The sequence below is a fragment of the Lysobacter xanthus genome (assembly GCF_047159895.1).
In genome coordinates this window covers 1-26,582 of record NZ_BAAGAB020000004.1, presented here as the reverse complement: position 1 = coordinate 26,582, position 26,582 = coordinate 1, and the positions used below count along the sequence as shown (strand labels likewise).

General features: G+C 71.0%; 24 protein-coding genes. 10 read left to right on the top strand and 14 right to left on the bottom strand.

All coding sequences use genetic code 11. The features are described 5' to 3' along the window. Positions 1-15 precede the first annotated feature (15 nt). The 3 genes from ACY35P_RS02675 to ACY35P_RS02665 are packed head-to-tail and all read right to left on the bottom strand — an operon-like array spanning position 16 to position 2,947. Positions 16-882: an MBL fold metallo-hydrolase gene (locus ACY35P_RS02675; protein WP_462114284.1), complete on the bottom strand. Its 867-nt coding sequence runs from the start codon at positions 880-882 to the stop codon at positions 16-18. Next, on the bottom strand, positions 879-1,898 hold the full coding sequence (locus ACY35P_RS02670; protein ID WP_462114283.1) for an NAD-dependent epimerase/dehydratase family protein: 1,020 nt from the start codon (positions 1,896-1,898) through the stop codon (positions 879-881). Before ACY35P_RS02670 ends, ACY35P_RS02675 begins: the two co-directional genes overlap by 4 nt. Beyond that, positions 1,898-2,947: a 3-oxoacyl-[acyl-carrier-protein] synthase III C-terminal domain-containing protein gene (locus ACY35P_RS02665; RefSeq protein WP_462114282.1), complete on the bottom strand. Its 1,050-nt coding sequence runs from the start codon at positions 2,945-2,947 to the stop codon at positions 1,898-1,900. The genes ACY35P_RS02670 and ACY35P_RS02665 overlap by 1 nt, the downstream gene beginning before the upstream one ends. A 68-nt stretch (positions 2,948-3,015) precedes the next feature. Here ACY35P_RS02665 and ACY35P_RS02660 point away from each other — a divergent pair, with 68 nt between their 5' ends. Beyond that, positions 3,016-3,723 (top strand): phosphatase PAP2 family protein, encoded by a 708-nt coding sequence (locus tag ACY35P_RS02660; protein ID WP_462114281.1) that lies wholly within the window; start codon positions 3,016-3,018, stop codon positions 3,721-3,723. Here the strand turns inward: ACY35P_RS02660 and ACY35P_RS02655 are convergent. Beyond that, positions 3,656-5,326, bottom strand: a complete 1,671-nt coding sequence (locus ACY35P_RS02655) for an amidohydrolase (RefSeq protein ID WP_462114280.1) — start codon at positions 5,324-5,326, stop codon at positions 3,656-3,658. The genes ACY35P_RS02660 and ACY35P_RS02655 overlap by 68 nt on opposite strands. A gap of 115 nt (positions 5,327-5,441) precedes the next feature. Between ACY35P_RS02655 and ACY35P_RS02650 the strand changes: the two genes are divergently transcribed. The 7 genes from ACY35P_RS02650 (at position 5,442) to ACY35P_RS02620 (ending at position 12,500) form a co-directional block, all read left to right on the top strand. Then, the gene (locus ACY35P_RS02650; RefSeq protein ID WP_462114279.1) at positions 5,442-6,425 is read left to right on the top strand and encodes a PhoH family protein; all 984 of its coding nucleotides are present in this window, start codon (positions 5,442-5,444) and stop codon (positions 6,423-6,425) included. A 16-nt stretch (positions 6,426-6,441) separates the two neighbouring features. Then, the gene (ybeY, locus tag ACY35P_RS02645) at positions 6,442-6,900 is read left to right on the top strand and encodes an rRNA maturation RNase YbeY (RefSeq protein ID WP_462114278.1); all 459 of its coding nucleotides are present in this window, start codon (positions 6,442-6,444) and stop codon (positions 6,898-6,900) included. 102 nt (positions 6,901-7,002) lie between these two features. Beyond that, positions 7,003-7,872 (top strand): HlyC/CorC family transporter, encoded by an 870-nt coding sequence (locus ACY35P_RS02640; RefSeq protein WP_462114277.1) that lies wholly within the window; start codon positions 7,003-7,005, stop codon positions 7,870-7,872. After that, positions 7,859-9,070, top strand: a complete 1,212-nt coding sequence (locus tag ACY35P_RS02635; RefSeq protein WP_462114276.1) for a lipoprotein N-acyltransferase Lnb domain-containing protein — start codon at positions 7,859-7,861, stop codon at positions 9,068-9,070. Before ACY35P_RS02640 ends, ACY35P_RS02635 begins: the two co-directional genes overlap by 14 nt. Next, positions 9,067-10,059, top strand: a complete 993-nt coding sequence (locus ACY35P_RS02630) for a magnesium and cobalt transport protein CorA (RefSeq protein ID WP_462114275.1) — start codon at positions 9,067-9,069, stop codon at positions 10,057-10,059. Before ACY35P_RS02635 ends, ACY35P_RS02630 begins: the two co-directional genes overlap by 4 nt. Before the next feature lie 201 nt (positions 10,060-10,260). Continuing rightward, positions 10,261-12,309: a carbon starvation CstA family protein gene (locus tag ACY35P_RS02625; protein WP_462114274.1), complete on the top strand. Its 2,049-nt coding sequence runs from the start codon at positions 10,261-10,263 to the stop codon at positions 12,307-12,309. Further along, complete coding sequence (locus ACY35P_RS02620) at positions 12,306-12,500, top strand: YbdD/YjiX family protein (protein WP_462114273.1); 195 nt, start codon at positions 12,306-12,308, stop codon at positions 12,498-12,500. The genes ACY35P_RS02625 and ACY35P_RS02620 overlap by 4 nt, the downstream gene beginning before the upstream one ends. Position 12,501: 1 nt before the next feature. Here the strand turns inward: ACY35P_RS02620 and ACY35P_RS02615 are convergent, their stop codons facing one another. From ACY35P_RS02615 to ACY35P_RS02605, 3 genes are all read right to left on the bottom strand, one after another. Then, positions 12,502-13,419, bottom strand: a complete 918-nt coding sequence (locus ACY35P_RS02615; RefSeq protein WP_462114272.1) for an NAD(P)H-hydrate dehydratase — start codon at positions 13,417-13,419, stop codon at positions 12,502-12,504. Next, positions 13,416-14,180 carry a histidine phosphatase family protein gene (locus tag ACY35P_RS02610; RefSeq protein ID WP_462114271.1) on the bottom strand — a complete coding sequence of 255 codons (765 nt, stop codon included), beginning with the start codon at positions 14,178-14,180 and terminating at the stop codon, positions 13,416-13,418. Before ACY35P_RS02610 ends, ACY35P_RS02615 begins: the two co-directional genes overlap by 4 nt. A gap of 100 nt (positions 14,181-14,280) precedes the next feature. After that, entirely contained in the window at positions 14,281-16,344 is a 2,064-nt protein-coding gene (locus ACY35P_RS02605) for a S9 family peptidase (protein WP_462114270.1), read from the bottom strand. A gap of 247 nt (positions 16,345-16,591) precedes the next feature. Between ACY35P_RS02605 and ACY35P_RS02600 the strand changes: the two genes are divergently transcribed. Continuing rightward, complete coding sequence (locus ACY35P_RS02600) at positions 16,592-18,319, top strand: peptide MFS transporter (protein WP_462114347.1); 1,728 nt, start codon at positions 16,592-16,594, stop codon at positions 18,317-18,319. Between the two features lie 63 nt (positions 18,320-18,382). On the opposite strand, the gene ACY35P_RS02595 is transcribed toward ACY35P_RS02600, so the two are convergent. The 6 genes from ACY35P_RS02595 to ssb form a co-directional block, all read right to left on the bottom strand. Further along, on the bottom strand, positions 18,383-20,371 hold the full coding sequence (locus tag ACY35P_RS02595) for an alpha/beta hydrolase family protein (protein ID WP_462114269.1): 1,989 nt from the start codon (positions 20,369-20,371) through the stop codon (positions 18,383-18,385). Between the two features lie 89 nt (positions 20,372-20,460). Beyond that, a complete protein-coding gene (gene rfbD, locus ACY35P_RS02590) occupies positions 20,461-21,372 on the bottom strand; it encodes a dTDP-4-dehydrorhamnose reductase (RefSeq protein WP_462114268.1) in 912 nt (303 codons plus the stop codon). Further along, positions 21,369-21,923, bottom strand: a complete 555-nt coding sequence (gene rfbC / locus ACY35P_RS02585; RefSeq protein WP_462114267.1) for a dTDP-4-dehydrorhamnose 3,5-epimerase — start codon at positions 21,921-21,923, stop codon at positions 21,369-21,371. The genes rfbD and rfbC overlap by 4 nt, the downstream gene beginning before the upstream one ends. After that, complete coding sequence (gene rfbA, locus ACY35P_RS02580) at positions 21,920-22,813, bottom strand: glucose-1-phosphate thymidylyltransferase RfbA (RefSeq protein WP_462114266.1); 894 nt, start codon at positions 22,811-22,813, stop codon at positions 21,920-21,922. The genes rfbC and rfbA overlap by 4 nt, the downstream gene beginning before the upstream one ends. Beyond that, positions 22,810-23,862, bottom strand: a complete 1,053-nt coding sequence (rfbB, locus tag ACY35P_RS02575) for a dTDP-glucose 4,6-dehydratase (RefSeq protein WP_462114265.1) — start codon at positions 23,860-23,862, stop codon at positions 22,810-22,812. The genes rfbA and rfbB overlap by 4 nt, the downstream gene beginning before the upstream one ends. Positions 23,863-23,910: 48 nt before the next feature. Continuing rightward, a complete protein-coding gene (gene ssb / locus ACY35P_RS02570; protein WP_462114264.1) occupies positions 23,911-24,384 on the bottom strand; it encodes a single-stranded DNA-binding protein in 474 nt (157 codons plus the stop codon). Between the two features lie 157 nt (positions 24,385-24,541). Here ssb and ACY35P_RS02565 point away from each other — a divergent pair, with 157 nt between their 5' ends. Next, on the top strand, positions 24,542-25,528 hold the full coding sequence (locus ACY35P_RS02565; protein ID WP_462114263.1) for a polyprenyl synthetase family protein: 987 nt from the start codon (positions 24,542-24,544) through the stop codon (positions 25,526-25,528). A 33-nt stretch (positions 25,529-25,561) separates the two neighbouring features. Here the strand turns inward: ACY35P_RS02565 and murD are convergent. After that, positions 25,562-26,582 (bottom strand): UDP-N-acetylmuramoyl-L-alanine--D-glutamate ligase (murD, locus tag ACY35P_RS02560; RefSeq protein ID WP_462114262.1); only part of this gene is annotated, 1,021 nt, incomplete at its 5' end.

Below are 26,582 nucleotides of genomic sequence, written 5' to 3'. Positions count from 1 at the left end.
GCGCCCGGCCCACGGTCAGCCGCGCGCCTCGAGAACGTCGTCCGGATGGCGCGACCGCCACGCGGCGAGCGTGCGGTTGCAGTGCGAGGGAATGATCCAGGCTTTCGGCGACTCGCCGCGGAACTGGCGCAGCCGATCGAGCGTGGCCTCGTACGCGATGGGCGCGTGCGTCGCAAGGCGCCGCGCCAGCCACGACAGCGGCAGCGGCGCGTCGAGCTGCGCGTCCTTCCAGAATGCATCGGCCACTAGCAGGACGCGCTCGTCCCCGTGGCGGAGCGCCAGCCCGAGCTGGCCGTCGGCATGGCCCGGCAGGTCGATCGTGACGACTTCGCCGTCGCCGAACAGGTCGACGCCGTGGCCGAGCGACGCCAGGTCACCCTCGAGTAGTCGCCGATCGACCGGGCCGAGCAGGCGCAGCCGCGCCGGCATGTCGTCGGGCAGCAACTCGCGCCAGACCTGCGCATGCAGGCGCGCGAGCGGGCCGCGACGCACCGTGCCCCAGGCACGCGCATCGGCGACGAAGCGCGCGTTCGGAAACTCGCGCAGCGCGCCGACGTGGTCGGGATGGAAATGACTGACGACGATCCAGTCGATCGTGCCGGGCACGATGCCGCAGGCCTCCAGCAGGGTCGCCGCATCCCCCGCCTCGGGACAGCAGGCACCCAGCACATGGCGATAGACGCGACGCAGGCCGCGACGCATCGCGTCGCGTGCAGGCCGACCGTAGCCGCAGTCGAACAGGAGGCGCCCGTGCCGCGGATGCTCGATCAGCGCCCAGCCCGCGGGAAAGGCCTCGCGCCCGGGCGCGTCGTGTGGGAGACCCGCCAGGCGCGGATCGACGTGGCTGTGCCCGGAAACGCCGAGCCGGATGCGGGTGGTCATGCGGCGTGGGGCGCGGCGAGCGCAGCGAACGTGCGCGCCAGCGCGGTGCGCATGTCGATGCGCGGCACGTAGCCGAGCTCGGCCCGCGCACGGGCGATGTCGAGCGTCATGTCGACCGTCAGCAACTCGACGCCGTAGCGCAGCAGCGCGGGCTCGACCGTGGGCGCGGCGATGCGGTGGGCCGACTCCAGCGCGGTCGCGACGAACCGCGCCGCGCCGGCGGGCAGCCGCCGTTTCGGACGCGCGCAGCCGAGTGCGTCGGCCAGGCCGTCGATGACCGACCAGATGCGCACGGGTTCACCGTTGCTGACGTTGTAGGCCCGGCCGTGCAGCGTGGCGGGCGCATCGAGCGCGTCGAGAACTGCGTCGACGGCGTTGTCGATGTAGGTGAGGTCGACCGTGCAGGTGCCGTCGCCGAGGCGCGGCAGGCGCCCGCGTCGCAGCGCGTCGGCGATGCGCGGCAGCAGCGACGTATCGCCGGGGCCGAAGATCGCGCGCGGACGCAGCAGCAGCGCGCACGTCTCGGTGCCGGCGGTGAGGTCGAGCACGCGCCGCTCCGCCTCGCGCTTGGTCGCCGCGTAATGGTTCACGGCGTGCGCCGGGAGCGGGTCGGATTCGCGGATGCCGCGATGCGGCAGGCCGTCGTGGTAGATGCCGGGCGTGGAGACGTGCACGAGGCGCCGCACGCCGGCCTCGGCGCAGGCGCGCGCGACGTGCTCGGTGGCATGCACGTTCGCTTCGACGAAGGCGCGTCGCGGCCCCCACGGGCTCGACAGCGCGGCCGCGTGGACGACGGCGTCCGCGCCCTCGATCGCCTCGCGCACGCCGGCTGCGTCGGTGAGGTCCAGGTGCACGAAGCCCACGCCGTCGGCCACGAGCGCGGCGCCGCGCGCATCGTCCCGCCCGAGTCCGACCACCCGCCACTGGGGCCGCGTGCAGCGCAGCCGTCGCGCGACCGCGCCGCCCAGGAAACCGGTCGCGCCCGTCACCACGATGCGCGGCGCATGCGCGGCCATCAGTACGTCATCACGATCGCCGCGGCCGACAGGCCGGCGCCGGTGCCGACGAGCATGCCGCGTTCGCCGCGGCGGATGGCGCCGTCGCGCACGCCGTGCGCGAACGCGAGTGGAATGGACGCCGCGATGCAGTTGCCGGTGCCTTCGAGGATGTCGACCACGTGCGCGCGGTCGAAACCCATCGCGCGGGCGAAGCCCATGCCCGCGCGACTGGTCTGGTGCGGCGCGATCCAGCGGACGGCGTCGCGCGCGTCCGCGGCGCCGAGCCCCACCTTCGCGAGTAACGGCGCGACGAGCCGGCTCGCGCGGCGCAACGTCGCGCTGCCGCGCATCTGGAACAGGGCGTCGCGATGCTCGGTGTCGGGGCCGTGCGGATGACGGTAGGTGCCGCAGCCGCGGACGGTGGTGAGGTCGTGGTGCGCGCCCTCGGTGATCCAGCCGACCGCGTGCACGCGGCCCGTGTCGTCTTCCCCCGCCCGCTCCAGCACCCAGGCCGCGGCGCCGTCGCCGAACAGCGTGCAGACCTCGGGCGACGTGAAGTCGAGCGCGCCGGAGGCCACCTCGCTGCTCACGACCAGCGCTCGATCGATACGCCCATGGTGGATGCGCTCGGCGGCGACCTCCACCGCGGCGAGGAAGCTCAGGCAGGTGGCGTGGACCGACAGGCTCGCGATGCCGGACGTGCCGAGCCCCATCTCGTGCTGCAGCAGCGGCCCGCCGTCGGGAATCGCGCGTTCGACGGAGCCGGACGCGTTGAGGATGAGGTCGAGCGTGGCGGGATCGACGCCGGCATCTTCGCAGGCCTGCAGCGCGGCCCGTGCGCCCATCCACGTCGCGCGCTCCTCCGCGTCGGCCCAATGGCGCGTGGCGACCCCGCTATGGGCCAGCGCCCAGCCCGGCGGAAGCCCGGCGCGCGCCTCGATCTCCGCGCTGTCGACCCGGCGCCGCGGCAGGTACGTGCCGACGCCGGCCACGCGGACGCGCCAGTCGAGCGGCCGGTGCGGTGCGGTGCGGGCGGGCGGGACGGGCGGGACGGGCGAAGGCGACATGGTCGGGCGGACGCGGCACCTCGGGAGCGCGGCCAGTATGGACGAACGGGCACTGGCAGACTGGCCCGATGCCGAGCCCGCCGCCGACCGCCGACCGCCCTGCCCCCGCCCGGCTCCCGGCCGCGCGCCGCACCGCGATCGTCGGCACCGCCGTGGCGCTCAACACCGCACTCTACCTCGCGATCAACGCGCGCGCCGTGGACGCACCGCACCTGATGCAGCGCTCCGGACTCGACGCGGCGCTGGGCTGGCACGCCTGGACGATCTGGCCCTACTGGCTGCTGCTCCTGCTCGCGCCGTGGCTGGCGCTCGGGATCCGCGGCCGGGAGGCATTCACGGCGACGTTCCGCGCCTACGCGATCGCGCTCGGACTCAACGCGACCCTGTGGCTCGCCTGGCCCACGCGGCTGCCGCGCGCGCCGCTACCGACGGGTCTCGACCCGCTCACCGATGCGGCGTGGCGCGTGCTGCATGCGCTGGACGGCCCGGCCAACTGCTTTCCGTCGGGACACGTCACCCTGCCGCTCGTGGTCGCCGCGGGGTGGTCGCTGGAGCATCGGCGCGGCGCACCGGCGCTGTGGCTGCTGCTCGTCGCCCTGGTGCCGACGATTGTGACGACCGGCCAGCACGTGCTGCTCGACGCCGCGGGCGGTGCGGCCACGGCCGTGCTCGGGCTGGCACTCGCGCGCCACCCGGCGCTCGGCGCGCTCAGTCGCTGGCGGCCTCGTAGACCGCGCGGCCGTCCACCCACGTCGATCGGACGTGCAGGTCCTTGAGACGCTCGGGCGGAATCGCGACCGGATCCTCGTCGAGCACGACGAAGTCCGCGCGCTTGCCCGGCTCGAGGCTGCCCACACGGGCCTCGTCGAAGCCGGCATACGCGGCATCCAGCGTGAAGCCGCGCAGCGCCTCGAAGGCGGTCAGCTTTTCCTCGGGACGCCAACCGCCCTTCGGCAGGCCGGCGGCATCGGTGCGCGTGGCCGCGGCGTAGAGCCCGAGGCGCGGATCGACGGACTCGACCGGGAAGTCCGAGCCGAGCGCGAGTCGCGTGCCGGCATCGCGCAGCTGGCGCCACGCGTAGGCGCCGACGATGCGCTGCGGGCCGACGCGATCCTCGGCCCACGGCATGTCGCTGGTGGCGTGCGTCGGCTGCATGGAGGCGATGACGCCGAGCTTCGCGAGCCGCGGCAGGTCGGCCGGCGCGAGGACCTGTGCATGTTCGATGCGCCAGCGGTGGTCGCCCGGGTTCGCACCGAGCGCCGCCTCGAACGCGTCCAGCACTTCGCGGTTCCCGCGATCGCCGATCGCGTGCGTCGCCACCTGCACGCCGCAACGCTTCGCGCGCGCCACCACGTCGCGCAGCTTCGCGGGTTCGATGACGAGCAGGCCGTGGCTGTCGTGCGCATCGCTGTACGGCTCGAGCATCGCCGCGCCGCGGCTTCCGAGCGCGCCGTCGATGTAGAGCTTGATGCTGCGCATCTGCAGGTGGCCGCCCGGGTGGCGGTAGAGGCCCTTCTCGCAGAGCTGCGCGAACGCGGCATGGTCGCCGTCGGCCATCGCATCGATGCGCAGCGGCATGCGCCCGGCGTCGGCGAGGCGGATGTAGCGCGCGAGGTCCTCGCGGGAGACGCCCGCGTCGTGCACGCCGGTGAGGCCGTGCTCGACGGCGGCCTTCATGCCGAGCTCGAGCGCGCGCGTGGCCGTGGCCTCGTCGACGGCCGGCACCACGCGGTCGACGAGTTCCATCGCCGCATCCACGAAGACCCCGCTCGCCTTCGCACCGCTGCGCTCGATGCGACCGCCCGGGGGCTGCCAGTCGCCGCCGAGGTCGCGGCCGACCGCCTTCATCGCCGCGGTGTTCGCCCAGCCCGCATGGCCGTCGACGCGCCGCAGCCAGACCGGGCGATCGGGGAACGCGGCGTCGAGGTCCGACGCGCTGGGGAACTCCTTCTCGGGCCAGTCGTTCTGGTCCCAGCCGCGCCCGAGCAGCCATGCGCCGGGCGCGAGGCCGCTCGCCTTCGCGCGCAGGCGGTCGATCACCTCGGCCTTGGTCGCCGTGCCGACGAGGTCGGCGCGCAGGAAGGTGTAGCCGAGGTTCGCCACGTGGCCATGCGCATCGATCAGGCCCGGCACCACCGTGCGTCCGGCGAAGTCCACCCGGCGTGCACCGGGATGCGCCGCGAGCAGCGCCTCGCGGCGGCCCACGTCGAGCAGCCGTCCGGTGTCGTCGTAGGCGAACGCATCGGCGAGCGGCCGACGGGCGTCCATGGTGTGCACCGTCTTCGCCGTTACCACCGTGACGCCGGCGAGCGCACCGCCCGTCCACAGGGCTGCGACAATGGCGAGCCCCTGCACCGCATGCCTGCGCGCGATCCGCATCGTGTTCTCCTCTCCGGGAGGCCGACTCTGCGCAAAGCCACCGGGGCCCGCAAGCTCACGCGCCGCTGCCACCGGCCGGTGCATCGTTTCCCCACGTCCACGAGCCCTTTTCCGCATGGCCGAACACCTCAGCCGCGACTTCGTCCTCGATCCGCCCGACCACGAGCGGCTCGCCAACCTCGCCGGTCCGTTCGACGCGCACCTGCGCATGCTCGAGCTGCGGCTGGGCGTGCAGATCGCCAACCGCGGCAACGTCTTCCGCGTGACCGGCCCCGCGCAGGCCGCGCAGCACGCCGACCGCCTGGTGCACGAGCTCTGGGACGACACTGTCAACGAGACGTTGAGCGAGCATTCGATCCACCTGCGCCTGTCGGAATCGGGTGTCGAGCAGCGCATGGCCGACGACGTGGAACCGCAGGAAGTCGTCATCCGCGTCAAGCGCGGCATGCTGCGCGCGCGCGGCGAGAACCAGGCGAAGTACCTGCACGCGATCGCGATGCACGACATCAACTTCGGCATCGGCCCGGCGGGCACCGGCAAGACGTTTCTGGCCGTCGCCAGCGCCGTCGAAGCGCTCAACGCGTCGCGCGTGCAGCGCATCGTGCTGGTGCGGCCCGCGGTCGAGGCCGGCGAGAAGCTCGGCTTCCTGCCCGGCGACCTCACGCAGAAGGTGGACCCGTACCTGCGCCCGCTCTACGACGCGCTGTACGAGATGCTCGGCGTCGAGAAGGTGGCGAAGCTGCTGGAGCGCAACGTCATCGAGATCGCGCCGCTCGCCTACATGCGCGGCCGCACGCTCAACGATGCCTACGTGATCCTCGACGAGGCGCAGAACACCACCGTCGAGCAGATGAAGATGTTCCTGACGCGCATCGGCTTCGGCAGCACCGCGGTGGTGACGGGCGACATGACCCAGATCGACCTGCCTAAGAGCACGAAATCCGGCCTGAAGGACGCGATCGAAGTGCTGCGCGGGGTCGAGGGCATCAGCTTCACGTTCTTCGAATCGCGCGACGTGGTGCGCCATCCGCTGGTGGCCCGCATCGTCAACGCCTACGATGCGCGCGACGCGGCGGACCCCGCCAACACCCGGGGCTGACCGCGCGGAGAACGCGATGGCGGTCGAGGTGCACGTGAGTTACGCGACGGCGCGCAAGGGCGTGCCGTCCTCCACCAGCTTCGGGCGCTGGGTGGCCGCCGCGCTCGAGGGGCGCGACGCCCCGACCGAAGTGGCGATCCGGATCGTCGGCCCGGACGAGGGGCGCGAGCTCAACCACCAGTACCGCGGGAAGGACTACGCGACGAACGTGCTGAGCTTCCCGGCCGAGCGACCGGAGGGGCTGCCCGAGGGCGTCGAGCTGCCGGAACTGGGCGATCTCGTCGTCTGCGCCGAGGTGGTGGCGCGCGAGGCCGCCGAGCAGGGCAAGCGCCCCGCCGACCACTGGGCCCACCTCACCGTCCACGGCGTGCTGCACCTGCTGGGCTGGGACCACGAGGACGAGTCCGACGCGGAGGCGATGGAAGCCCGCGAGCGCGCGATCCTGGCGGGCCTCGGCGTCGCCGACCCCTACTGACGGCCGCTTGAGAGGCCCCGGCGGCATCCCCATCTCCACGGGCCGGTCGCCTCGACCGGCTAGACTGGCGCCGCCGCCCCGAGCGGCGCACTGAACGAAGACATGTCCGAGGACGACAGTAGTACCCACCACCACCACGACCGCGGCGCCGACCGCCGCTCCTGGTTCGAACGGATCAGCTCCGCCCTGTCGGGCGAGCCCTCCAACCGCGAGGACCTCGTCGAGCTGCTGCGCGATGCGCAGAACGACGGGCTGATCGAGGCCGACACGCTGCGCATGATGGAAGGCGCCATCGCGGTGTCGGACATGACCGTCGGCGACGTGATGATCCCGCGGTCGCAGATGGTGTCCCTGCCCGCCGAGGCGCGCTTCATCGACCTGATGAAGATGGTGGTCGAGTCCGGCCACTCCCGCTTCCCGGTGCATGGCGAGGACCGCGACGAGGTGCTCGGCGTGCTTCTCGCGAAGGACCTGCTGCGAGGCGTTGTCAGCGACCACGGCCCAGCCAGCATCCACGAGCTCCTGCGCCCGGCCCTGCTGATTCCGGAGTCCAAGCCACTCGACGTTCTGCTGCGCGAGTTCCGCCAGTCGCGCAACCACATGGCGATCGTCATCGACGAGCACGGCGGCGTCGGCGGCCTGATCACCATCGAGGACGTGCTGGAGCAGATCGTCGGCGAGATCGACGACGAGCACGACGACGCGCAGGACCCGGATGCGCTGATCGCCGCCCAGGCCGATGGCCAGTACGTGGTTGACGCGCTGACGCCGATCTGCGACTTCAACGAGCGCTTCGGCGCGGATTTCGACGAGGACGAGTACGACACGATCGGCGGGCTCGTGACCGCGGCGATCGGGCACCTGCCGGAAGCCGGCGAGGAGCTGTCGCTGGGCCGCTTCGTCTTCCGCGTCGCCGGCGCCGACGCGCGCCGCGTGCATGCCTTCCACGTCGGCGTGCATGGCGACGACTGACGCACGACGCGTGCGCGCCGTCCTGGGCGCGCTGCTCGCGCTCGCCCTGCTCCTGCCGTTCGGCGCGCTCGCGGCGCCGCGAATCGGCGTCGCGACGATGCAGCCGGGCGAGATCTTCTGGGAACGCTTCGGCCACGACGCGATCGTCGTGGTCGACGAAGCCACCGGCCAGGCGACCTCGTACAACTACGGCTTCTTCGACCCGTCCGAGCCCGGCTTCGTCGGCGATTTCATGCGCGGCGTGATGCGGTACCGGCTGGTCGCGCTGCCGCTCGAGCAGGACCTGTCGACCTATCGCGATGAAGGCCGTGGCGTCTCGATCCAGTGGCTGCATCTCAGCGACGCACAAGCCGATGCGCTCGCGGCGGCCCTCGCGGAGAACGCGCGGCCCGAAAACGCCGTCTACAGCTACGACTACTTCCGCGACAACTGCTCCACCCGCGTGCGCGACATGCTCGATCGCGCACTCGGCGGCGAACTCCATCGCCAGCTCGTGGGCCGTTCGCGCGGCGCGACGTACCGCAGCGAAGCCGTGCGCCTCGCCTCCCCCGCCGCGTGGATGGGGCTCGGGTTCGATGTCGGCCTCGGCCCGCGCGCCGATCGCCCGCTCACGCTGTGGGAGGAAGCGTTTGTGCCGATGCGGCTCGCCGCCGCGCTGCGCGAGGTGGAGGTCGACGGCCATCCGCTCGTCGCGAGCGAGTCGCCGATCCTGCCGCACCGCATCGCCCCCGAGCCCGCCGACGTCCCGCGCCCGTGGTGGCCGTGGTTCCTCGCGGGCTTGGCGGTCGCCGCCGCGCTCGCCGGCATTGGCGCACGACGGCCGCGCGTCGTCGCCGTGGTCGCGATCGCGTTCTGGACGCTGGCGACCGTGCTCGGCGCGCTGATGCTCTTCCTCTGGGCCGGCACCGCGCACGAGTTCGCCTGGGCGAACCGCAACGTGCTGGTCGCCTGCCCGCTGGCCGCGCTCGCGCTGCCCGGCGCATGGCGCGTGCTGCGTGGCCGCCCGCCGGGCCGGCTGTTCCGCCGCATGCTGCCGCTGCTGGCCGGCCTGGCCCTACTCGCGATGTTTTTCGTCTGGCTCGATCCCGCCGACCAGGACAATGCGCGCTGGGTCGCCCTCCTGCTGCCCGTCCACGTCGGCCTGTGGGCCGGCCTTCGCGGCGCGGGACGGCCGCCCGCGGCGACGCTCGGCGCATGACCGACTCGCGCTTCGCCGACTGCGTCGTCAACTGCGCGGCCTACGCCGCCGACGGCACGCGCCGCGACATCGACCTCGCGCGGATCAGCGACGTGCTCGCCGTCGACGACGGCAGCTTCGTCTGGGTCGGCCTGTACGAGCCGGGCGCCGCGGTCCTGGCGGTCCTGCAGGAGGAGTTCGACCTGCATCCACTCGCGGTCGAGGACGCGCGCAACGCGCACCAGCGGCCGAAGTTCGAGGCCTACGGCGATTCGCTGTTCATCGCGGTGCACACCGCACAACTCACCGACGGCGCGATCCGCTTCGGCGAGACGCACGTCTTCGTCGGGCCGCGCTACATCGTGACGGTGCGCCACGGCGCCTCGAGCAGCTACGCGCCGGCGCGCGCGCGCCTGGAGCGCGAACAGGCGATGCTGACGCACGGACCGGGTGCGGCGCTGTACGCGGTGCTCGATCTCATCGTCGACAACTACATGCCGATCGTCGACGAGTACGACCGGCTGCTCGGCGAGCTGGAGCAGGACGTCTTCGCCGAGAACTTCCGGAAGGAGACCGTGCAGCGCCTGTACTGGCTCAAGCGCGACCTCACCCGCCTGCGCATGGCCGTCGAGCCGCTGCAGGACATCGTCAGCCACCTCGCACGCATGCCGGGCACGCTGATCGACGAGGCGATCCAGCCCTACCTCCGCGACGTCCACGACCACGCGATCCGCATCCAGTCGAGCACGGAGACCCTGCGCGAAATGCTGACCGCGGCGGTGGGCGTGAACCTGTCGCTGGTGACCGTGCAGCAGGGCGAGATCGTGAAGCGTCTCGGCGCCTGGGCGTCGCTGCTTGCCGCGCCGACGCTGGTGGCCAGCTGGTACGGCATGAACTTCGAGCACATGCCCGAACTGCACGGGCGCTGGAGCTACTTCATCCTGATCGGCGCGATGGCCGCGGTCTGCGCCGGGCTGTACTGGAAGTTCAAGAAGGCGCGCTGGCTGTAGCACCGGGCGGCAGCCTCGGTGCCTTCGTCCCGCAGCCGTCAGGTCGATCGCCATCGCAGTGAAGTTGGCCCGACTGCCCGGGTAACCGATGCCGGCGTGGGACGCGCCACGGACGCCATCCGCACGCGGCGCTGCCGCATCGCACATTGACCCCCCCGGGCCCCGTGAGCGACGCTCGCGGCCTCATACGGGGAGCGTGCGATGCGGGGACTGGCAGGACTGTTCTGGGCGGCGCTGGCGATCCTCGCGGTCGTTTCGCTCGCGACCATCGCGACCCACCGCGGCGAAACGCTCAGCGCGATGTGGCTGGTCGCCGCCTCGTCGAGCGTGTTCTTCCTCGCCTACCGCTTCTATGCGCGCCACGTCGCGCGCGCGATCGGCCTCGATCCGTCACGCACCACGCCCGCGCACTACCGCAACGACGGGCTGGACTACGTGCCGACCGAGCGCAGCGTGCTGTTCGGGCACCACTTCGCCGCGATCGCCGGTGCCGGGCCGCTGGTGGGTCCTGTCCTCGCCGCGCAGATGGGCTACCTGCCTGGCACGCTGTGGATCCTGTTCGGCGTCGTCTTCGCGGGCGCGGTGCAGGACATGCTCGTGCTGTTCTTCTCGACCCGGCGCGACGGCCGCTCGCTCGGCGAGATGATCCGCAGCGAGATGGGCAACGCGGCCGGCGTGGTCGCGATGCTCGGCATCGCCGCGATCATGCTGATCCTGCTGGCGGTGCTCGCGCTCGTGGTCGTCAAGGCGCTCGCGCAGAGCCCGTGGGGCACGTTCACGGTCGCGATGACGATCCCCATCGCGCTGCTCATGGGTGCCTGGCTGCGCTGGTTCCGGCCCGGTCGCGTGCTCGAGGTGTCGGTCATCGGCCTCGTGCTGCTGCTCGCGTCGATCTGGGCGGGCGGGCACGTCGCGGCCGACCCGCGCTGGAGCGCGGTGTTCCGGCTCGACGCCACCACGCTCGCCTGGCTGCTCATCGGCTACGGCTTCATCGCCTCGGTGCTGCCGGTCTGGCTGTTGCTCGCGCCGCGCGATTACCTGTCGACGTTTCTCAAGATCGGCACCATCGTCGGCCTGGCCGTCGCCATCCTCGTCGCGATGCCCGACCTGCGGATGCCCGCGGTGACGCGCTTCGTCGACGGTAGCGGCCCGGTGTTCTCGGGCACGCTGTTCCCGTTCCTGTTCATCACGATCGCCTGCGGCGCGGTGTCGGGCTTCCACGCGCTGATCAGCTCCGGCACCACGCCGAAGATGCTCGGCAACGAGCGCGACATCCCGATGATCGGCTACGGCGCGATGCTGATGGAGGCGTTCGTCGCCGTGATGGCGCTGGTGGCGGCCTGCGTGCTGCAGCCCGGCCTGTACTTCGCGATGAACTCGCCCGTCGCCGCGCTGGGCCCGACGCTCGAGTCGGCCTCCGCCGCGATCAACGGCTGGGGCTTCGCGATCACGCCCGACATGCTCGCCGCGGCGGCCAGGCAGATCGGCGAGGAGACCGTGCTGTCGCGCACCGGCGGCGCGCCGACGCTCGCGGTCGGCATGGCGCAGATTCTCGCGAGCCTCGGCGGTGGCACCGGCATGATGGCCTTCTGGTACCACTACGCGATCCTGTTCGAGGCGCTGTTCATCCTGACCACGATCGATGCCGGCACCCGCGTCGCCCGCTTCATGTTCCAGGAGATCGCGGGCCTCGCCTGGGCGCCGCTGCGCGAGACGCACAGCTGGGCCGGCAACGTGCTCTGCACGGCCCTCGCCGTCGCCGGCTGGGGCTGGTTCCTCTACCAGGGCGTCGTCGACCCGCTCGGCGGGATCAACACGCTGTGGCCGCTGTTCGGCATCGCCAACCAGATGCTGGCCGGGATCGCGCTGGTCTTCTGCTGCGTGGTGATGGTGCGGATGAAGCGCGAGCGCCACCTGTGGATTCCCGGCATCGCGACCGTCTGGCTGCTCGTGTGCACGCTCACCGCCGGCACGCAGAAGCTGCTGCATCCCGATCCGAAGATCGGGTTCCTCGCCGCCGCGCGCAAGTTTTCCGACGCCGCGGCGCGCGGCGACGTGCTCGCGCCCGCCAAGTCGATGGCCGACATGCACCGCATCGCCTTCAACAACATGCTTGACGCGGGCCTCTGCGTGCTCTTCATGTCGGTGCTGCTGGCGACGCTCGTCCTCGGCCTGCGCGCGGCGCTGGCCGCGCGCCGCGATCCCGCGCCGAGCGTGCGCGAGTGGCCCGCGGCCGGGGCCGCCGCGTGAGTGCGAAGCTGCGGTCGGCGTGGCGGCGCGCGTGCACGATCGCGCGCGCCGTGGTCGGCATCCCCGATTACGAAGCCTACGCGGCGCACGTGCGGCGCCATCATCCCGGGCGCGACGTTCCCGACCGCGCCGCCTTCCTGCGCGACCGCATCGAGGCCCGCTACGGTCGCGGTCGCAGCCGCTGCTGCTGATTCAGCGGGCGAGCGCGTTCATCAGGCGCGGAATCTCGTCGACCAGCTCCCGCGCGAGGAAGCCGAGCGGCCCGCCCTGTCGTTCGGCGAGCGCATCGCCCGCCGCCGCGTGCAGGTACACGCCCCAGGCCATCGCCTGGAACGGCGTCGCGCCGCGCGCGGCGAGCCCGCCGACGATGCCCGAAAGGGTGTCGCCGGAGCCCGACGTCGCGAGCCCGACGTTGCCGTAACGATTGCTCGCGACGGCGTCGCGGTGCCCCGCTACGAGCCCCGGCCCGTCGATGACGTAGCTGGTCGCCCCCTTCATCACGCAGACGGCGTCGAAGCGCCGCGCCATCGCGATGCCGAGACCGAGCGGATCGGCTTCCACCTCGTCCCGGCCGCAGCCGAGCAGTCGCGCCGCCTCGCCGGCATGCGGCGTGAGGATGCGCAGCGCCGCACCGTTCGCGATCGCGTCGGGATCGCGATCGAACGCGCACAGCGCCGCGGCGTCGATCACCACCGGCACCTCGTGCAGCGCGGCGAGCCAGCCCGACAGCATCCGCGCGGTCGCGTCCGACTCCAGCAGGCCGGGCCCGACCACGATCGCGTCGGCGCGTTCGGACATCGCCTCGATCCGTGCACGCGCAGCCGTCGCCAGCGCGCCGCCGCGGGTTTCCGGCAGCGCCACCACGCGCGCCTCGGGCACCGCCGCGGCGACCAGCGGCGCGGCGCTCGCCGACGTCGCGACCTGCAGCTTGCCGGCGCCCGCCCGCAGCGCCGCGACCGCACTCAACAGCGCAGCACCCGGCATCTCGCCAGCACCCGCGACGATCAGGATCTGCCCGCGCGCGTCCTTGTCGCCCTCGTGCGAGGGCATGGGCAGCGGCCAGCGACGCAACCGCGCCGGCGTGATCGCGACCGGCTTCGGCGTTTTCATTTGGGCCCCGCCGGCACGTCGGGCTCGGTCGTCACCGTCTCGCCCGCGGCGACCAGCGGCGCGACGAAGTTGAAGCGCTCCAGCACCAGCTTGCCCGTGTGGCCCTGCGCGGGATCGAAGCCGTACCCGGTGATGGCGCAGTTGGCGACATCCTTCTGCCGATCGATCTCCAGTACCTGCGCCTCGCTCATGCGCTCGAGCAGGTAGCGGAAGCAGAGCACGGTCACCTGGTGCGCCACGATCAGCACGCGATCGCACCGGTATTCGCGGGTGATCGTGTCGACGATGCTGCGCAGCCGCAGGATCACGTCGCACCAGCTCTCGCCGCCCGGCGGGCGGTGGTAGAACTTGCCGATCAGGTCGAGCGCCCGCGCCTGGTCCGGATAACGGTCGCGCACGCCGAGGCGCGTGAGGCCGTCGAAGATGCCGAACTCGCGTTCGCGCAGGCGCTCGTCGTAACGGATGCGGTCGCAGTCGATATCGCATTGCTGCAGCACGCGCTGCATCGTCTGCCGGGCCCGCACGTAGGGCGAGCAGAGGAAGACATCGGGGCGTTCGCCCTCGGGCAGCGCGGCGAACCATCGGCCCAACGCATCGGCCTGGCGCTCGCCGAGGTCGGACAGCGGGACGTCGGCGTCGCGCGTGCCGTAGTCGATATGCAGTGCGCTCGCCGCCTGCGCGAGGTTGCGCGCGACGTTTCCGGCCGATTCGCCGTGCCGCACGATCCACAGGCGATCCGGCCATTTCTGCGTGTCGTTCATGCCGCCAGCCTGCGGGGGCGGGCGGCTACGGGCCGTCAAGGCCGCAAACGACGACGCCCGGCGTGGTTCGCGCCGGGCGTCGGGTGATGCGGGGCCGCGCTTACTGGCCGATGTAGTGGCGCAGCCAGTCGTTGACCGTCTGGTGCCACAGCACGCTGTTCTGCGGCTTCAGCACCCAGTGGTTCTCGTCCGGGAAGTACAGGAACTTCGATTCGATCCCACGGCGCTGCAGCGCGGTGAACACGCCGATGCCCTGCTCGACCGGGATGCGGAAGTCCTGCTGGCCGTGGATCACCAGCGTCGGCACCTTCCACTGGTCGACGTGGTTGACCGGATTGAAGCGCTCGAAGTTGGCCGGCTTGCCGAACGGCGTGCCGCCCTGCTCCCACTCGGTGAACCACAGCTCCTCGGTGGTGTAGCCCATCATGCGCTGGTCGAAGACGCCGTCATGGCTGACCAGGCACTTCCACGGCTCGTTCCAGTTGCCGGCGATCCAGTTGACCATGAAGCCGCCGTAGCTGGCGCCGAGCGCGCAGGCCTTGTCGCCGTCGAGGAAGGGATACTTCTTGAGCGCGGCCGCCCAGCCCTTCTGGAGGTCCTCGAGCGGACGGTCGCCCCAGTGCTGGCTGATCGCGTCGGTGAAGGCCTGGCCGTAGCCGGTGGAGCCGTGGAAGTCGACCATGACCACCGCATAGCCCTGCCCCGCGTACGTCTGGGGATTCCAGCGGTAGCTCCAGCCGTTGCCGAAGCTGCCCTGCGGGCCGCCATGGATCAGGAACGCGACCGGGTAGGTCTTGCCCTTCTCGTAGTTCCACGGCTTCACGACGTAGCCGTGCACCGTGTCGCCGTTCCACCCCTTGAACGCGAACTGCTCGTAGTCGCCGAAGCGGACGTCCTTGAGCATCTCGCCGGCCGACGGCCCGAGCGCACGCACGCCCTTGCCGTTGAGCCCGCCCGTGAACAGCTGGTCGCCCGACTTGAGCGAATTGCGCGAGAACGCCAGCACGCCGTTCTCGACGTCGAACGCGGTCACCGTGCCGTCGCCGACGAGCTTGGTGACGCCGCCCGAGGCGATGTCGACCGCCCACAGCGGATGCTCGCCCATGTCCTCGGCGGTCGTGTAGATCGTGCGGCCGTCCTTCGACAGCGTGATGCCGTCGGCGGAGCGGTCCCACTTCGGGTCGATCTCGCGCGTCGTGCCGGACGCGAGGTCCATCGCCATCAGTGCGAAGCGGTCCGCCTCGAAGCCGGGGCGCTTCATGGCGCGGTAGTAGAGCGTCCTGCCGTCGGCGCTGAACACCCCGCCGGTGTCCCAGGCCTTGTTGCCCGCCGTGAGGTTGCGCGCATCCGCGCTGCCGTCGGCGGGCACGAGGTACAGGTCGAAGTTGGTCGACCACGGCTCCTCGCGGTTGGCGTCGCGGGCGCTGAAGACGAGCTGGCGGCCGTCCGGCGACCAGCCGAACTCGGTCGCGTCCCCGAACGGGCGCGACGGGACATCGCCGATCACGTTGCCGCCGACCAGCTTCGCGGTGTCGACGGTCTTGCCCGCGGCCGGGACGTCCGCGACGAACAGGCGATTGAGCTTGCCCTCGTTCCAGGCGTCCCAGTGGCGGATGAAGAGTCGGTCGAACGTCACGCCGCTCGCCTTCTTGAGATCGGTCTTCTCGCCGCGCTTGGCGTTGCAGGCGAGGTCGGCCGCGCAGTCGGGATACGTCTCGAGGCTCACCGCGACCCGACGGCCGTCGGGCGACATCGCATAGCTGCCGACGTCGAGCGGGAGCGCCGTGACCTGCACCGGTGCGCCGCCGGCGACCGGCACGGCATACAGCTGCGACGAGCCACCCTTCGAGCTCAGGAAGTAGACGCGCTTGCCGTCGGCGGAGACCTCCGGCGAGTTCACGTTCCACCCTTCGGGCGTGAGCCGGCGCGGCGCGGACGCCTTGGTGGCGTCCTGCACCCACAGCGCCGTGGACGACTTGTTGGCGTCGAAGTCGACGACGCGACGCGCGTAGACGAGCGTGCGGCCGTCCGGGGTCAGCACCGGCGACGAGAAGCGGTCGAGCGTGACGAGTTCCTTCGGCTGCAGGCCGTGGGGCGCGGCGGAAGCGGCGAACGGGAGCGCGGCGGCCACCAGCAGGGGCAGCAGGGCGAGGCGACGGGACATCGGAACTCCGCGGAGGGGGCAGGTCGCCGATGGTAGGCCCACGGCCGGTGGTGGCAAAGCGAAGCGGCCGTGGGGCCGGCACACCGGGGTCCACAGGCGCAACGGCCGCCATGGCTATACTCCGGCGCTCCTTCACATGCCGGAGTCGCGCGTGTCGTCGATCCCGAGTTCCGCCGCGCTCGCCGCGGACCCGCGCCGCGATCTCTTCGGGCACCCCAAGGGCGTCTACGTCTGCTTCTTCACCGAGATGTGGGAGCGCTTCTCGTTCTACGGCATGAAGGCGCTGCTGCTGCTCTTCCTGCTCAAGCACCACCTGTTCAGCGACGACATGGGCTATGACGTGCTCGGCGCGTACGGCGGCCTCGTCTACTGCATCCCGGTCTTCGGCGGCATGCTCGCCGACCGCTACCTCGGCATGCGCAAGGCGGTGATCTTCGGCGGCATCCTGCTGGTGCTCGGCCACCTCGGCATGACGATCGAAGGCGCCGAGGCGCACGTGGTCGGCGGGCAGGTGGTGCGCGACGACAGCTCGCTGCGCGCGTTCTACCTCTCGCTGTCGCTGATCATCATGGGCGTCGGCTTCCTCAAGCCGAACATCTCGACCATCGTCGGGAAGCTCTATGCCGAGGACGACCCGCGCCGCGATTCGGGCTTCTCGCTGTTCTACGCGGGCATCAACCTCGGCGCGCTGTTCGCGTCGATCGTCTGCGGCTACCTGGGCCAGACGCTCGGCTGGAGCTGGGGCTTCGGCGCGGCGGGCATCGGCATGGCGCTCGGCCTCGGCCAGTTCCTCTGGGGCCAGAAGTACCTGCAGGGTCTCGCCGAGCCGCCGGAGCCTGCGCGCCTGCGCGAGCGCGTGTTCGGCCTGCCGCGCGAGATCGCGATCTACGTCGGCGCGGTGCTGGCGCTGCTGCCCGTCGCCGGACTGATGTGGGCGGTGGCGAACGGCGCGTTCTCGCTCGGCGAGCACGTCAGCCTCGCGCTGATGCTCATGCTGCTGGTGATGGCCGGCGTGCTCGTCTGGTTCTTCTGGTTCACCGCGACGCGGTGCACGCCGGTGCAGCGCCAGCAGATGTACGCGCTGATCGTCCTGATCCTGATGTGCCTGGTGTTCTTCACCCTCTACGAGCAGAGCTACGGCTCGTGGGTGACGTTCACCGACCGCATGCTCACGAAGGACCTCGTGCCCTCGCTCGTCCATCGGGTGCCCGAGGTGCAGGCCATCGGCGGACCGGCCGTCACCTTCGGCGAGTTCGTCCGCAATGCCCCGTGGTCGATCATTTCGCTGCTGCTCGCCCCGCTCGCCTTCGTGCTGTCGGCCTCGCTGTCCGATCGCAATCCCGACTCCACAGCGCCGCGCGCACTGTTCGGCCTGTCCGTCGTCGCGATGCTCGTCTTCCTCGTGCGCGACGTGCTCGTGCTTCCGCAGACGGCGGGCTCGCTGACGTTCCTCGGCGCACTGTTCATCGTGCTGCTGGCGCCGACCTTCAGCGTCATCTGGGCAGCGCTCGGCCGCCGCGGGATGGATCCGTCGAAGCCGGTGAAGTCCGCCTTCGGCCTGCTGTTCGGCGGCCTCAGCTTCATTCCGCTCGCCTGGGCGGCGGAACAGGCGGGCGCGACCGGTGCCATGGCCAGCGTGTGGTGGCTGGTGCTGGCCTACTTCATCCTCGAAGTCGGCGAGATGTGCCTGTCGCCCGTCGGCCTGTCGGCGGTGACGCAGCTGTCGGTGCGCAGCGTCATGAGCCTGATGATGGGCACGTGGTTCCTCGCCACCGCGTTCTCCGAGACGCTCGCCGCACTGTTCGGCAAGCTCGCCTCGCTCGACATTCCGGAAGGCACGACGATCGACATGGCCGAAGCCGGTGCCAAGTACGCGCACCTCTTCTGGCTGATGATGTGGATCGGCATCGGCTTCGCGGTGCTGGCGCTGCTGGTGTCGCCGTTGCTCAAGCGCTGGATGCACGGGGTGAAGTGACCGGCCCACGGAAAGAAAAAAGGCGCCCGAGGGCGCCTTTTTTCGTGATGCGACGCTGGAACGTCAGCGCGTGGCGGACTTCGCCGGCGGCGGCGTCACCGTTTCGCCACCGATGTTCTTCGACAGGAACGCGAGCAGCTTCGTGTAGAACTCGCGGCGGTGTTCCGGCAGGTAGAAGCCGTGGCCCTCGGTGGGGAAATAGAGCGTCTCCACCGGAACGCCCGCTGAAATCAGCGCGCGCTCCATCAGCTTGCTGTGCTCGATCGGTGCGCGCTCGTCCTCGCCGCCCGCGGCCAGGAACACCGGCACCTTGATGCGGTCCGCGAGGCGCGACGGCGACACCGCGGCGACCTGCTCGCGCGGGCCGAGCCATTCCTGAAGGAAATTACGTCCGGAGACGCGCCCCTTGATGTCGCCCTCGGTGTACATGGTCGGCAGGTCGTAGACGCCCACGTAGCCGGCCGCGCACTTGTACAGGCTGGGCTCCTTGGCGACGCCCATGAGCGAGGCGTAGCCGCCGTAGCTCGCGCCGAACAGGCAAATGCGGCTGCCGTCGGCGATGCCCTGGTTCACGGCCCAGCGGGTCGCGTCGGTCAGGTCGTCCTGCATCGTGCCGCCCCACTGGCGGCTGCCGGCGAAGCGGAAGTCGCGGCCGTAGCCACCCGAGCCGCGGAAGTTGACCTGCAGCACCGCATAGCCGGCGCTCGCCAGCATCTGCGCATCCTGGTCGAAACCCCAGTAGTCGCGGATTCCGAACGGGCCGCCGTGCGGCATGACCACCATCGGTACCCGCTTGCCTTCGCTGCCCCGGGGCCGGGTGACGTAGCCGTGCACCACCAGGCCGTCGCGCGCCTTGATCTCGACCGGCGTCGTCGGATGCATCAGGTCCGGGTCGAACCAGTCGCGGTTGCTGAGCAGGTAGTCGGCCTTGAGCTTCTGCGTATCGAACAGGTAATAGTCGCCGGGATTGCGGTCGCTGGCGACGCGCACGAGTGCCGTCTTGCCGTCGGCCGTCTCGGAGGTGACCGTCACCATCGCGCCCTCGAAGGCGGACTCGAGCGAGCGCTGCAGCTTCGCCTCCATCCCCTGCGGATCGAAGAAGCGCGTCTCGGGCCGGCCGGCGAAGAACAGGGCGCCCACGGGTGCACCGGTGCCCGGCTGGCGGACGATGCTCGTCGGGTCGGCCACCGCGTCGCGCATCAGTTCCTTACGCGTACCGGATGCGACGTCGAACGCGACGATGCGGTCGGGCCCCTTGTCGGACTCGACCATCAGGTAGGCGGTGCCGTTGTCGGCGGAGAAGCCAACGGCGCTCTCGTCGCGGTTCGTCTTGCCCTCGTCGTTGACGAGCTGCCACGGCTTGCCATCGCCCTCGCGGTAGTAGAGCTTTGACGTGAGGTCGACGTCCTGGCCGTGCGCGAATCGCACGACGCCCGAATGGTCGGTCACGAAGCTCGCATTGCGCACCGGCGCCGAAGCGACGCGGACGCGGCGGCCGGTGTAGACGTCCATCTTTTCGGCACGCGAGTACGCGTCGGCCTCGAAACCCGACACCGAGATGATCACGTTGCGATCGTCGGCGGGGAGATCGTCCACCATGAACGCGACGACGGCTTCGACCTTCTTCGCCTGGATGTGCGAGCCCGCACCGCTGCCGGTGTTGGTCGCCACGCGGTAGCCCACCAGGATGTCCGGCTGCGTGCCGTCGGCGTTGATCGCATACAACTCGCCCGTCAACGAAGGCCTGTCGAGCGAGCCGAACTTCTCGCCCATCGACATGACCACGCGTGTGGGGTTCACCCAGTCGAAATCGGCGACGACGGAATTCTTGCCGAGCGAGAAATTGCCGGTGACCTTGTTGTCGCTGCGACGAAGGATGACGAGGACCGTGCGGTCCTCCAGCGGCACGCTTGCCGCGTAGTAGTCCCCGTTCGGCGAGATCTTGATGGTCTCGAACTTGTCCTTGCGGAGGTACGGCTCGATGTCGAGCGCGTGCACGCGCGGCGTGATGGCGAGCGCGGCCGCAAGTGCGGCGATCTTGAGGTGTTTCATTCGGTGTCCTGCGTGTCGGTCCATGATCCGCAGGCGGAGTCGGGGCGCCTCCGGCGCCCGGGATGCACGCCTGCAGCCCCGCCGCTAGGCTACCCGATGCCGGCCGCCTCGCCGCGCGCGCGCTCGAAAGTGCGACACAGGGCGTGACGCCATTCGGGGACCTGAACGCCCCGGGCCGCGAGCGCCGCGGTGTCGAGCACCGAGAAGGCCGGGCGGCGTGCCGGCGTGGGATACGCCGCCGTCGGGATCGCGTCGAGGCGCGGCGCGCGCGCGAGCAGGCCCCGGGCGACCGCTTCCTCGAAGATCGCCGCGGCGAAGCCGTGCCAGCTGGTCCGGCCGCGGGTCACGACATGCAGCGTCCCCGGGCTCGCGTCGGTGTCGAGCAGGCGCAGCGTCGACTCGGCGATGAACCACGCCGGCGTCGGCGATCCGACCTGGTCGTCGACGACGCCGAGCGACTCGCGTTCCGCGCCGAGGCGCAGCATCGTGCGGAGGAAGTTGTGGCCGCGCAGCCCGTAGACCCAGGCCGTGCGCAGGATCAACGCGTCCGCGCCGGACTCGCGCACCGCGCGCTCACCCGCGAGCTTGCTCGTGCCGTAGACGCCGAGCGGTGCGGTCGGCGCGTCCTCGGGGTACGGGGCCGTGCCGCTGCCGTCGAAGACGTAGTCCGTCGAGAAGTGGACGAACCGCGCGCCCGCGGCGCGACAGGCGGCCGCCATCGCGGCTGGCGCCTCGGCGTTGAGCCGGAAGGCGATTTCGGGTTCGCTCTCGGCGCGGTCCACGGCCGTGTGCGCGGTCGCGTTGATCACCACCCGCGGAGCCGCGTCCTGGATACAGCGCGCGACGGCGTCGAGGTCGCTCGTGTCGAGCGCGCGGCACTCGAGCCCCGGAACGGGCGATGCACCGGTACGGGTCGTCAGCAGTACGTCGCGACGGTCCGCAAGCTGCGCCGCGAGCTCGTAGCCCACTTGCCCGGTCGCGCCGAGCACCAGCACCGTCATGGGTACACCGGCAGCCGGGCGTCCTCGACCTGCGCCAGGAACGGCGCGGACGCGTCCTTGCCCGACAGCAGCGGCGCGGACACCGGCCAGTCGATGGCGAGGTCCGGGTCGTCCCAGCGGATCGAGGCATCGGCCGCGGCGTCGTAGGTCTCCGTGCAAACGTAGGTGAAGAGCGCGCGCTCGCTGAGCGTCGCGAAGCCGTGCGCGAAGCCGGGCGGGATCCAGAAATGGCGCCTGTTCTCGGCACTCAGCACCACGGCCGTCCAGCGACCGTAGGTCGGCGAGCCGCGACGGATGTCGACGGCGACGTCCCACACCTCGCCCTCGAGCACGCTCACGAGCTTGCCCTGCGGCTTGGGCCACTGGTAGTGCAACCCACGCAGCACGCCGCGTGCGGACGACGACACGTTGCCCTGCGCGAACGTGATGTCCAGCCCGAGGGCGGCCAGCTTGTCGCGGTTGAACGATTCGTAGAAGAAGCCGCGGTCGTCGCCGAAGACACGCGGCTCGAACACCCGGCAACCCGGCAGGTCCGTCTCGATCACGTTCACGGCACGACTCCGCGCTCGGGCAGGCTCAGCAGGTAGTGGCCGTAGCCGTTCTTCGACAGCGGTTTCGCGAGCCGCACGAGGTCCTCGTCCGTGATCCACCCGTTGTTCCAGGAGATCTCCTCGGGGCAGCACACCCGCAGGCCCTGACGTGCCTCGATGGTCTCGATGTAGTTCGAGGCCTCCAGCAGCGACTGGTGGGTGCCGGTGTCGAGCCACGCATAGCCGCGGCCGAGGCGCTGCAGGTGCAGCGAGCCTTCCTCCAGGTAGAGGCGATTGAGATCGGTGATCTCCAGCTCGCCGCGCGGCGACGGCGCGAGTTGCGACGCGAAGCGGCTCGCGCGTCCGTCGTAGAAATAAAGGCCGGTCACCGCATAGTTCGAGCGCGGCTGCGCCGGCTTTTCCTCGAGCCCGACCACGCGCCCCGCGTCGTCGAATTCCGCCACGCCGTAGCGCTCGGGATCGCTCACCCAATAGCCGAAGACGGTGGCGCCTTCGGCGCGCGCGTCGGCTTCCTGCAGCATCGCGGTGAGGCCGGGCCCGTGGAAGATGTTGTCGCCGAGCACGAGGCAGCACGGAGAACCGGCGAGGAACTCCTCGCCGATCACGAAGGCCTGCGCGAGGCCATCGGGGCTCGGCTGCACCGCGTATTCGATGCGCATGCCCCACTGCGACCCGTCGCCGAGCAGGCTCTTGAACAGCACCTGCTCGTGCGGGGTGTTGATCACCAGGACGTCGCGGATTCCCGCGAGCATCAGCACGCTCAGCGGGTAGTAGATCATCGGCTTGTCGTACACCGGCAGCAGCTGCTTGCTGATCGCCTGCGTGATCGGATAGAGCCGCGTGCCCGAGCCACCGGCCAGGATGATGCCCTTGCGCCCGGTCGTGCTCATGCCTGGCCGATCCGTTCGAGGCGGTAGCTGCCGTCGAGCACCCGGTCGACCCACGGTTGGTGCTGCAGATACCAGTCGACCGTGCGCTCGATGCCTTCCTCGAAGGTGAGCGTCGGCGACCAGCCGAGCTCGCGCTCGATCTTCGACGCGTCGATCGCATAGCGGCGATCGTGGCCCGGTCGGTCGGCGACGAAGGTGATCAGCGACTCGCGGGCGCGGCCGTCGGCGAGCGGACGCCGTGCATCGAGCAGGCGGCAGATCGCACGCACCACCTCGATGTTTTCGCGCTCGGCGTTGCCACCCACGTTGTAGGTCTCCCCCACCCGGCCCGCTTCGAGCACGCGGGCGATGGCGGTGCAGTGGTCGCCGACGAACAGCCAGTCGCGCACGTTGCGCCCGTCGCCGTACACCGGCAGCGGTTCGCCCTTGAGCGCGCGCGCGATGATCAGCGGGATGAGCTTTTCCGGGAACTGGTACGGGCCGTAGTTGTTCGAGCAGTTGGTCGTCAGGACCGGCAGGCCATACGTATGGTGGAAGGCGCGGACCAGGTGGTCGGACGCCGCCTTCGATGCCGAATACGGCGAATTGGGCGCGTACGGCGTGGTCTCGGCGAACTTTCCGGTGTCGCCGAGCGATCCGTAGACCTCGTCCGTCGACACGTGCAGGAACCGGAACGCATCGCCGGCGGCGCCCTCGAGCGAGCGCCAGTAGTCGCGCGCAGCCTCGAGGAGCGCCAACGTACCGACTACGTTGGTGTGCACGAACGCGGCCGGGCCGTCGATCGAGCGATCGACGTGGCTTTCGGCCGCGAAGTTCACGACGGCGTCGGGCCGATGCTCGGCCAGCAGGCGGGCGACCAGCGCCGCATCGCCGATGTCGCCCTGCACGAAGACATGGTTCGGGTCGGCGTCGAGCGACGCGAGGGTGTCGCGGTTGCCCGCGTACGTGAGCGCATCGAGGTTTACGACGCGGACGCCGCGGCGAACGGCGTCCAGGACGAAATTGCCGCCGATGAAACCGGCACCGCCGGTCACGAGCCAGGTGGTCAAGCGTGGAGCTCCCTGAAGTGGGGGGAAGGTCAGGAAGGCCGGCGCCGATCAGAACGGGATGTCGTCGTCCGCGAAGTCGCTGCCGAAGTCGTTGTTGCGCGCGGCCGGGGCCTCGCGACGCTGCGCAGGAGCCGACTGCGGGGCGCGCTGCGGACGATCGCCGCCGCCGCCACCCATGCCGCCACCCTCGCCGCCACCGCCGAGCATCTGCATCTCGTCGGCGATGATGTCGGTGGTGTAGTGCTTGACGCCTTCCTTCTCGTACGAGCCGTATTCGATGCGGCCCTCGATGTAGACCTGGCGGCCCTTCTTGAGGTACTCGCCGGCGATCTCGCCGAGCTTGCCGAACAGCTTCACGCGGTGCCACTCGGTCTTTTCCTGCATGTTGCCGTCGCGGTCCTTGCGCGCCGAAGTGGTCGCCAGGCTGATCGAGGTGATCGCCATCCCGCCCTGGGTGTACTTGACCTCGGGATCGTTGCCGAGGTTGCCGACGAGAATGACCTTGTTGACGCCGCGTGCCATGGAATTTCCTTTACGGGATCGTTGGGACGACCGACATTGGAGTATACCCGGCGGCCGTTGTGGGTCGGTCGAGGCCGCGACGCCCCGTCGGAATTGTCCGGGGGCCCGTGCCGGACGCCTATAATCGCCGGCCCTTTTCCCACCGTTCGAGACGCGCATGCCGTCCCCGTCCCTGCCCGAGATCCAGGCGCTCGCCCGGGGCCCGATGGGCGCCGTCGACCGGCTGATCCGCGACCGCCTCGCCTCGGACGTGCTGCTGATCAACCAGGTGGCGGAGTACCTGATCGGCGCGGGCGGCAAGCGGCTGCGCCCGATGCTGCTCCTGCTGTCGGCCGGCGCGGCCGGCGGCGAGGCCGCGATCGACGCGCGCGCCCACCAGCTGGCGGCCGTCGTCGAGTTCATCCATACGGCCACCCTGCTCCACGACGACGTGGTCGACGAGTCCGAAATGCGCCGTGGGCGCCGCACCGCCAACGCGGTCTGGGGCAACGCGGCGAGCGTGCTGGTCGGCGATTTCCTCTATTCGCGCAGCTTCCAGCTGATGGTGGAACTGCAGCGCATGGAGGTGATGCAGCTGCTGGCCGACACCACCAACCGCATCGCCGAGGGCGAGGTGCTGCAGCTGCTGCACATCCGCAATCCCGACACCGACGAGGCCGCCTACCTGCGCGTGATCGAGCGCAAGACGGCGGTGCTGTTCGCCGCGGCGACCCGCCTCGGCGGGATGGGGGCAGGCGCGGATGCGCCGACCTGCGATGCGCTGGAGGCCTACGGCCTCGCGCTCGGCTACGCCTTCCAGATCGCCGACGACGTGCTCGACTACGCCGCGGAGGCCGACGTGCTCGGCAAGAACCTCGGAGACGACCTCGCCGAGGGCAAGGCGACGCTGCCGCTGATCCACGCGATCGCGCACAGCGATGCGACGACGTCGGCACGGCTTCGGGACATCGTCTCCAACGGCGACGTGGACGCGCTCGACGACGTCGTGTCCGCGATCCGCGCCACCGGCGGGCTCGACTACAGCCGCGCACGGGCGATGGAGTACGCAGCCGCCGCCGAAGGCGCGCTCGCCGCACTGCCGGAAAACCCGCATACCGCCGCGCTGCGCGGGCTCGCCCGCTACGCCGTCAACCGCGACGCCTGAGCCGCCCGCGGCCTTCCGTTTGCGGCGCCCCCGTCAGGCGATGCCGAGGCCGGGGATCGCGTTGATCGATTCCGGATCGAAGCCGGCCCGACGCGCGAAGTCGCGGCCGCGATCGGTGTAGTCGCGGTAGGCGCCGAAGCTGGGCGCACCGGGCGACATCAGCACGACCGGCGACGCCGCGCCCGCGAGGGCGGCGCGTGCGAGGTCCATCGCGTCGCCGAGGTCCGTCGCGGCCAGCAGGCGGAACGCCCCGGCTGCGGCGACCGGACGCAGCAGTTCGTGGATCTTCGGGCCGTTCGCGCCCATCGTCACGATCGCGCGCGGGGCACCGGCGCGCATCGCCTCGGCAAACTCCGCCCAATCGATGCCGCGGTCATGACCGCCGACCAGCACCGCGACGTCGTGGGCCGCGAAACACTCGAGCGCGGCGAGCGTGGCATGCGGCGTCGTGCTGATCGAATCGTTGACCCACGTGATTCGGTCCCTGACGCCCAGCGTCTGCAGTCGATGCGGCAGCGGCCGGAAGTCGAAGGCGGCGTGCGCCAGCGGGCGCGCATCCAGCCCCAGCGCCTCGAGCGCGGTGAGCACGGCGGCAAGGTTGCCGCGATTGTGCCGGCCCGGCAGCGGCAAGCCGAGCGTGTCCATCACCGGCTCGTCGCCCCGATGGAGCACGTCGCCGCGCAGGTGCCAGCCACGCGCGTCGCCGAACCAGCGGACGTCCATGTCATCGGGCAGTGCGAGAGCGGCGAGCCGCGGATCCGCCGCATTCAGCACCGCGATGCGCGGGCGCGCCGCGGTGACCAGCGTCAGCTTGTCCGCGATGTAGCGCTCGTGCGATCCGTGCCAGTCGAGGTGCTCGGGGAAGAGATTGAGCACGACGGCCACTTGCGGCCGCGCACCGCCCGCCGCGACGTCGCCGGTCTGGTAGCTCGACAGCTCGATCGCCCAGTACGCCGGTGCGAGCTCGGGCTCGAGCACTTCGAGCAGCGGCAGGCCGATGTTGCCGGCCAGTGCGGTGCGGTGCCCGCCGCTGCGCAGCAGGTGCGCCAGCAGC

Bases quoted from the DNA above. Each gene is read 5' to 3' on its own strand.
- ACY35P_RS02665 (WP_462114282.1), bottom strand. From the start codon at position 2,947: ATGTCGCCTTCGCCCGTCCCGCCCGTCCCGCCCGCCCGCACCGCACCG.
- rfbA (WP_462114266.1), bottom strand. From the start codon at position 22,813: ATGAGCACGACCGGGCGCAAGGGCATCATCCTGGCCGGTGGCTCGGGC.
- ACY35P_RS02565 (WP_462114263.1), top strand. From the start codon at position 24,542: ATGCCGTCCCCGTCCCTGCCCGAGATCCAGGCGCTCGCCCGGGGCCCG.
- ACY35P_RS02625 (WP_462114274.1), top strand. From the start codon at position 10,261: ATGCGGGGACTGGCAGGACTGTTCTGGGCGGCGCTGGCGATCCTCGCG.
- rfbD (WP_462114268.1), bottom strand. From the start codon at position 21,372: ATGACGGTGCTGGTGCTCGGCGCGACCGGGCAAGTGGGCTACGAGCTC.
- ACY35P_RS02640 (WP_462114277.1), top strand. From the start codon at position 7,003: ATGTCCGAGGACGACAGTAGTACCCACCACCACCACGACCGCGGCGCC.
- ACY35P_RS02660 (WP_462114281.1), top strand. From the start codon at position 3,016: ATGCCGAGCCCGCCGCCGACCGCCGACCGCCCTGCCCCCGCCCGGCTC.
- ACY35P_RS02615 (WP_462114272.1), bottom strand. From the start codon at position 13,419: ATGAAAACGCCGAAGCCGGTCGCGATCACGCCGGCGCGGTTGCGTCGC.
- ACY35P_RS02670 (WP_462114283.1), bottom strand. From the start codon at position 1,898: ATGGCCGCGCATGCGCCGCGCATCGTGGTGACGGGCGCGACCGGTTTC.
- ssb (WP_462114264.1), bottom strand. From the start codon at position 24,384: ATGGCACGCGGCGTCAACAAGGTCATTCTCGTCGGCAACCTCGGCAAC.
- ACY35P_RS02595 (WP_462114269.1), bottom strand. From the start codon at position 20,371: ATGAAACACCTCAAGATCGCCGCACTTGCGGCCGCGCTCGCCATCACG.
- ACY35P_RS02635 (WP_462114276.1), top strand. From the start codon at position 7,859: ATGGCGACGACTGACGCACGACGCGTGCGCGCCGTCCTGGGCGCGCTG.
- ybeY (WP_462114278.1), top strand. From the start codon at position 6,442: ATGGCGGTCGAGGTGCACGTGAGTTACGCGACGGCGCGCAAGGGCGTG.
- ACY35P_RS02675 (WP_462114284.1), bottom strand. From the start codon at position 882: ATGACCACCCGCATCCGGCTCGGCGTTTCCGGGCACAGCCACGTCGAT.
- ACY35P_RS02630 (WP_462114275.1), top strand. From the start codon at position 9,067: ATGACCGACTCGCGCTTCGCCGACTGCGTCGTCAACTGCGCGGCCTAC.
- ACY35P_RS02650 (WP_462114279.1), top strand. From the start codon at position 5,442: ATGGCCGAACACCTCAGCCGCGACTTCGTCCTCGATCCGCCCGACCAC.
- ACY35P_RS02655 (WP_462114280.1), bottom strand. From the start codon at position 5,326: ATGCGGATCGCGCGCAGGCATGCGGTGCAGGGGCTCGCCATTGTCGCA.
- ACY35P_RS02600 (WP_462114347.1), top strand. From the start codon at position 16,592: ATGTGGGAGCGCTTCTCGTTCTACGGCATGAAGGCGCTGCTGCTGCTC.
- ACY35P_RS02610 (WP_462114271.1), bottom strand. From the start codon at position 14,180: ATGAACGACACGCAGAAATGGCCGGATCGCCTGTGGATCGTGCGGCAC.
- ACY35P_RS02605 (WP_462114270.1), bottom strand. From the start codon at position 16,344: ATGTCCCGTCGCCTCGCCCTGCTGCCCCTGCTGGTGGCCGCCGCGCTC.